This window comes from Promineifilum sp. (SeqCode), assembly GCF_041918635.1.
GTDB lineage: Bacteria > Chloroflexota > Anaerolineae > Promineifilales > Promineifilaceae > Promineifilum.
Map to the genome: position 1 here is coordinate 1 of NZ_JAYRVJ010000098.1, position 5,330 is coordinate 5,330.

4 protein-coding genes are annotated in these 5,330 nt (G+C 64.5%); 3 read left to right on the forward strand and 1 reads right to left on the reverse strand.

What is annotated here, in order from left to right; genetic code table 11:
• Window positions 1-768 (forward strand): SDR family oxidoreductase (locus ACE3UY_RS03255; protein ID WP_374686119.1); only part of this gene is annotated, 768 nt, incomplete at its 5' end.
• 133 nt (window positions 769-901) lie between these two features.
• Window positions 902-2,728 carry an alpha-amylase family glycosyl hydrolase gene (locus tag ACE3UY_RS03260; protein WP_374686120.1) on the forward strand — a complete coding sequence of 609 codons (1,827 nt, stop codon included), beginning with the start codon at window positions 902-904 and terminating at the stop codon, window positions 2,726-2,728.
• Window positions 2,729-2,821: 93 nt separating this feature from the next.
• Here the strand turns inward: ACE3UY_RS03260 and ACE3UY_RS03265 are convergent, their stop codons facing one another.
• Complete coding sequence (locus ACE3UY_RS03265) at window positions 2,822-4,591, reverse strand: glycoside hydrolase family 13 protein (RefSeq protein ID WP_374686121.1); 1,770 nt, start codon at window positions 4,589-4,591, stop codon at window positions 2,822-2,824.
• A gap of 248 nt (window positions 4,592-4,839) precedes the next feature.
• On the opposite strand from ACE3UY_RS03265, the gene ACE3UY_RS03270 reads away from it, so the two are divergent.
• Window positions 4,840-5,330: 1-acyl-sn-glycerol-3-phosphate acyltransferase (locus tag ACE3UY_RS03270; protein ID WP_374686122.1), on the forward strand; the 491-nt coding region annotated here is incomplete at its 3' end.

Below are 5,330 nucleotides of genomic sequence, written 5' to 3' on the forward strand. Positions count from 1 at the left end.
AAAGTGGCGCTGGTTACCGGCGCTGGCTCTGGCCTGGGCAAGGCCGCCGCGCTGCGGCTGGCCCGTGAGGGCGCGAAGGTCGCCGCGCTCGACCATACACTGGAAAATGCGCAGAAGACGGTGCGCAAGATCGAACAGGCGGGCGGCGAGGCGCTGGCGCTCGACGCCGACGTGTCCGACCCGCAGGCCATGGAGAAGGCCATCAACCGGATTGACGAGAAATGGGGGCGACTGGACATTGTCTTCGCCAACGCCGGCATCAACGGCGTTTGGGCCCCTGTGGAAGAACTGACGCCGGAGGAGTGGACGAAGACGCTCACCGTCAATTTGACGGGCACGTTCCTGACGGTCAAGTACGCCGTGCCCCTGTTGAAGCGGCAGGGCGGTTCGGTCATCATCACGTCGTCGGTGAACGGCACGCGCATCTTCAGCAACGCCGGCGCGTCGGCCTATAGCAGCAGCAAGGCGGGGCAGGTGGCCTTCGCCAAGATGACCGCGCTGGAGTTGGCCAAGCACAAGATTCGTGTCAACGTCATCTGCCCCGGCTGGATCGAGACGGAGATCGAGGGCAGCACCGAGAAGCGCCACATTGAGGAGGCAGAGGAGCCGATCGAGTTCCCGGAAGGCCCTGTTCCGCTGACCGATGGCGACCCGGGCCATGCCAATCAGGTTGCCGACCTGGTCTACTTCCTGGCGTCGGATCAGTCCAGCCACATTTCCGGCACGGAGATATGGATTGACGGGGCCCAGTCTTTGCTGCAAGGGTAAGAGAGGGCGAATCCGCAGATTTCGCAGATTTTCCAGAGCGTTTTCACGGAAGTTTGTATAATCCGATAATTCAGACCTGACAGGTGTTCCCAAACCTGTCAGGTCTAGCACCACGTGAAGGAGGAACCATTACGTGTTCAAAGCATTGAGCAGAGCGCTGAAGCCGAAGATGAAGCCCGGCATGGGGCCGGTTTCGCATGAGAAGGGGACGACGTTCCGCGTCTGGGCCCCCAACGCCCAGAAGGTCTACGTCACCGGCGATTTCAATAAGTGGGATGAGGACGCCAACCCGCTCACGCATGAGGGGGATGGCTACTGGGCGACAGACGTGGGCAAGGCGAAGCCTGGCGACGAGTACAAGTTCATCTTCGTCAACGGCAACCAGAAGCTCTACCGCATTGACCCCTACGCTCGTCAGGTGACCGGGTCGGTAGGCAATAGCGTTGTCCACAACCCCGATTTCGATTGGGGCGACACCGAGGGGTTCCAAAGCCCCAACTGGAACGAGCTGGTGATCTACGAGGTGCACATCGGCACTTTCAACGCGCCGGACGACGACCGGCCGGGCACGTTCCGCCGGGCTATCCAGAAGTTCTCCTACCTGCGCGAGCTGGGCATCAACGCCGTCCAGGTTATGCCGCCGATGGAGTTCCCCGGCGGGCGCTCGTGGGGCTATAACCCCTCCCTGCCGTTCGCGGTGGAGAGCGACTACGGCGGCCAGCGGGGCTTCAAGGAGTTTGTGCGCGCCGCCCACAAGCAGGGCATCGCCGTCATCCTCGACGTGGTCTACAACCACCTTGGCCCCGGCGACCTGGACTTGTGGCGCTTCGACGGTTGGTCGGAGGGGGATGGCGGCGGCATCTACTTCTACAACGATCACCGCTCGCTCACGCCCTGGGGTCACACGCGGCCGGACTACGGCCGGCCCGAGGTGCGCCAGTTCTTGCGCGACAACGCCCTGATGTGGCTGCACGAGTACCGCGTGGACGGCCTGCGCTGGGACGCGACGGCCTACATCCGCAACATCAACGGCAACGACAACGACCCGGCCGGCGACATTCCCGAAGGCTGGAACCTGATGCAGTGGATCAATGAGGAGGTGCGTGAGTTTGCGCCCAACCATCTGACCATTGCCGAAGACCTGAAGGGCAATGAGTGGGTTGTCAAGGACACCGGCGCGGGCGGCGCGGGCTTTGGCTCGCAGTGGGATCCCAACTTCGTCCACCCGGTGCGCACGGCCATTATTACCAACGACGACGCCTTCCGCGACCTGGACTCGGTGCGCAACGCGCTCAATTACCGCTACGACGGCGACGCCTTCAAGCGGGTCGTCTACACCGAGTCTCACGACGAGGTTGCCAACGGCAAGGCGCGTGTTCCGGAAGAGATCTGGCCGGGTAACAGCCACCACTGGTTCGCCAAGAAGCGCTCGACGATGGGCGCGGTGCTGGTGATGACCGCCCCCGGCATCCCCATGATCTTCCAGGGGCAGGAGTTCCTGCAGGACAAGTGGTTCACCGACACCGAGGCGCTCGACTGGGACCGGGCCAAGGAACTGGAGAGCATTATCTACCTGTACCGCGACCTCATCCACCTGCGGCGCAACCTGCAGGGGGTGACCAGGGGGTTGACCGGGCAGCACGTCCACGTCTACCACGCCCACCCGACGGAGAAGGTGCTGGCCTTTCACCGCTGGCACGACGGCGGCCCCGGCGATAGCACGGTGGTCGTGCTGAACATGACCAACCGGACGCTGCCGAGCTATACCATCGGCTTCCCGGCCGAAGGGCATTGGGCGCTGCGCTTCGACAGTCACGCCTCGGTCTACAGCCCTGACTACGAGGGGCAGGTCAGCGGCGACGTGACGGCCGAACCGGGCGAATACGACGGCCAGCCGGCGCACGCCAACGTGGCCCTGGGGCCGTATAGCGGGCTTATCTTCTCCCAAAACCCAGGATAAGAAGCTCACGCAAAGAGCGCGAAGAAGCAAAGGGCGCAAAGAAGAAAGTATCACTTGGCGTCCTTTGCTTCTTTGCGTTCTTTGCGTGAGCCCTTACTGCTTCCGGAGAATCGCCCCCCAGAGGGGCGGAACGGTCAGGCTGAGCCGGCCGTTGGCCGCCTGGTGCTGCTCGCCGTTCAGGACATCGACCCATGTCCCATCCGCTGCTTCCAGCTCGACGACGTTCATCAACTCATCGGCGTTGAGCGCGACGACGACCGCGTCTTCCTCCGTCTCGCGGGCGAAGGCGAAGAGGCGGCGCGCGTCATCGGTCAGCAGCGTCCGGTAGTCGCCGCGACGCAGCGCCGGCGACGCCTTGCGGATATGGATCAGCGTCCGGTAGTGGTCGAAGAGGTCGCGGTCGAAGGCGACTTCATCCGGCTGGGGGCGCGGCTGGCCGTCGGGCAGCGTCGCCTCCGGCTCATAGGTCAGGTCGGGCCAGACCATCGGTTTGCGGCAGTCGGGGTCATTGGCCCCCCACATGCCCGCCTCGTCGCCGTAGTAGATCATCGGCGCGCCCAGGTAGGTCATCTGGAAGATGACCATCAGCCGTTGCAGGCGGCGCTCGGCCGCGACCGGCCGGCGCGTGTCATAGGTGGGCGTGTGCTCCACCTTGGAGACGCGGTGGTAGTTGTGCCAATCGCGCGCGGGCCACAGGTCGGGGTTGACGGTGAACGAGGCCAGCCGGTTGGCGTCGTGGCTGTCCAGCAGGTTTTGCATGACGTGAGCCACCTCGGCCGGGTGGGCCTCGCGCAGTTCGCGCAGCCGTTGGTCGAACGCGCTGGCCGTGATGCGGTCGCGCCGGTTGACGAAGAACTCCACGCAGGCGAAGGTGAAGTTGTAGTTCATCGTCGCGTCGAATTCGTCGCCGCGCAGGTAGGGCTGCTCGTCCTCTGGCGTCGAGACCACCTCGGCCACCAGGTACGCCTCCGGGTTGATGGCCCGCGCGTGCCGCCGCCACGCCTTCCAGAACGGGTGGCGGACGCAGAAGGCCACGTCGAGCCGCCAGCCGTCAATGCCGTCGCGCGGGTCGCCGTCGCCGTCGGGATCCATCCAGCGGCGGGTGGCGGCGTAGATGTAGTCGCGCGGCCCGGCGACGATGCCGTCCTCATCCTGGAACCACTCGGGCAACTCGCGCGCACCGAACCAACCCTTGTAGTCGAACGTCGTGCCCGCCGCGGCGTCGTCCCAACTGACCACCTTCAGCCAGTCAGCGTAGGCCGATTGGCACTGGTTGGCGACCACGTCGCGGAAGGCCCAGCAGTTGACGCCCACGTGGTTCCAGACGCCATCGAAGATGAGGCGCAGGCCGCGGCGGTGGACTTCGTCGATGAGGCGCAGCATGAGCCGGTCGGCCGCTGTCCACAGCCAGGTGGCCGGCTGGTCGGGCGTCTCGCTGGCGATGAGGCGGCGGTCGCCGGCCGGGTCGGGGCCGAAGTGGGGGTCAATGTGATGATAGGTCGCGCCGTCGTACTTGTGCGAGGAGGGGGAGTCGAAGACGGGGTTCAGGTAGATGGCCTCGACGCCCAGGTCGGTCAGGTAGTCCAGGCGGTCGAGGATGCCCTGCACGTTGCCGCCGTAGCGCCGGCGCTGGACGTTGAACCAGAAGTCGCGACCGTTCTGACGCTCGTAGGGCTGCAACTGGTACCAGTCGGACGTCCAGGGGTGAACCTGCCAGGGGGAGGTGTGGTCGCGGGGATAGGCCCCTTCCAGGCTGGCGAGGGTGGGGTCGTTGCTCGGGTCGCCGTTGCGGAAGCGTTCCGGGAAGATCTGATACCAGACGATGCCTTTGGCCCATTCGGGGGTGAATTGCGGTGTGCTCATGGTTGTACTCCTCACAAAGGAATTAAACACGCATGGGACACGGATAAGGACGGATTGAACGGATAAAATCTTCCTAATCTATTCTATCCGTTTAATCCGTCTCATCCGTGTCCCATCCGTGTTTCATTCTTCAATCATGCCGCAAATGGGCGCGGGCGTCACCTTTGGGCGGCGGCGGGGTTGAATAGGGTATAGCGTGGGATCGCCTTCGCGCGACCGGCCGCGCAGACTACCGGAGACGATTCAGCATGGAGCCGACCCTGACCGATACCCCCTTGGTTACCTATACGGCGCTGCCCGAGATAGGGCCGAGCGCCCCCCGACGCGGCAACGTCTTGTCGCGTTGGGTCGTTACCCTACTCATGCGTCTGTTCGGCTGGCGCATCGTGGGCCAGGCGCCCGACGTGCCCAAGGCGGTATTCGTGGGCGCGCCGCACACGTCCAACTCCGACTTCTTCATGACGGCCCTGACCATGCTGGCGCTGGGGCTGGACGTGCGTTTCGTGATGAAGCACACCGTCTTCGTCGGGCCGGTGGGCTGGTTCCTGCGCTGGTTCGGCGGCATCGCCCTGGATCGCGACCGGACGCGCGACTTCGTCTCACAGATGGTGGACGAGTTCAACGAACGCGAGACGTTATGGCTGGCGATCATGCCGGAGGGGAAGCGCAGCGTGCCCAAGGTGTGGCGCAGCGGCTTCTACTACATCGCCCGGGGGGCGGGCGTGCCGATGGTGATGGT

What these genes read in the sequence shown, in the direction of transcription:
- ACE3UY_RS03265 (WP_374686121.1), bottom strand. Translation starts at nt 4,591, where the DNA reads ATGAGCACACCGCAATTCACCCCCGAATGGGCCAAAGGCATCGTCTGG.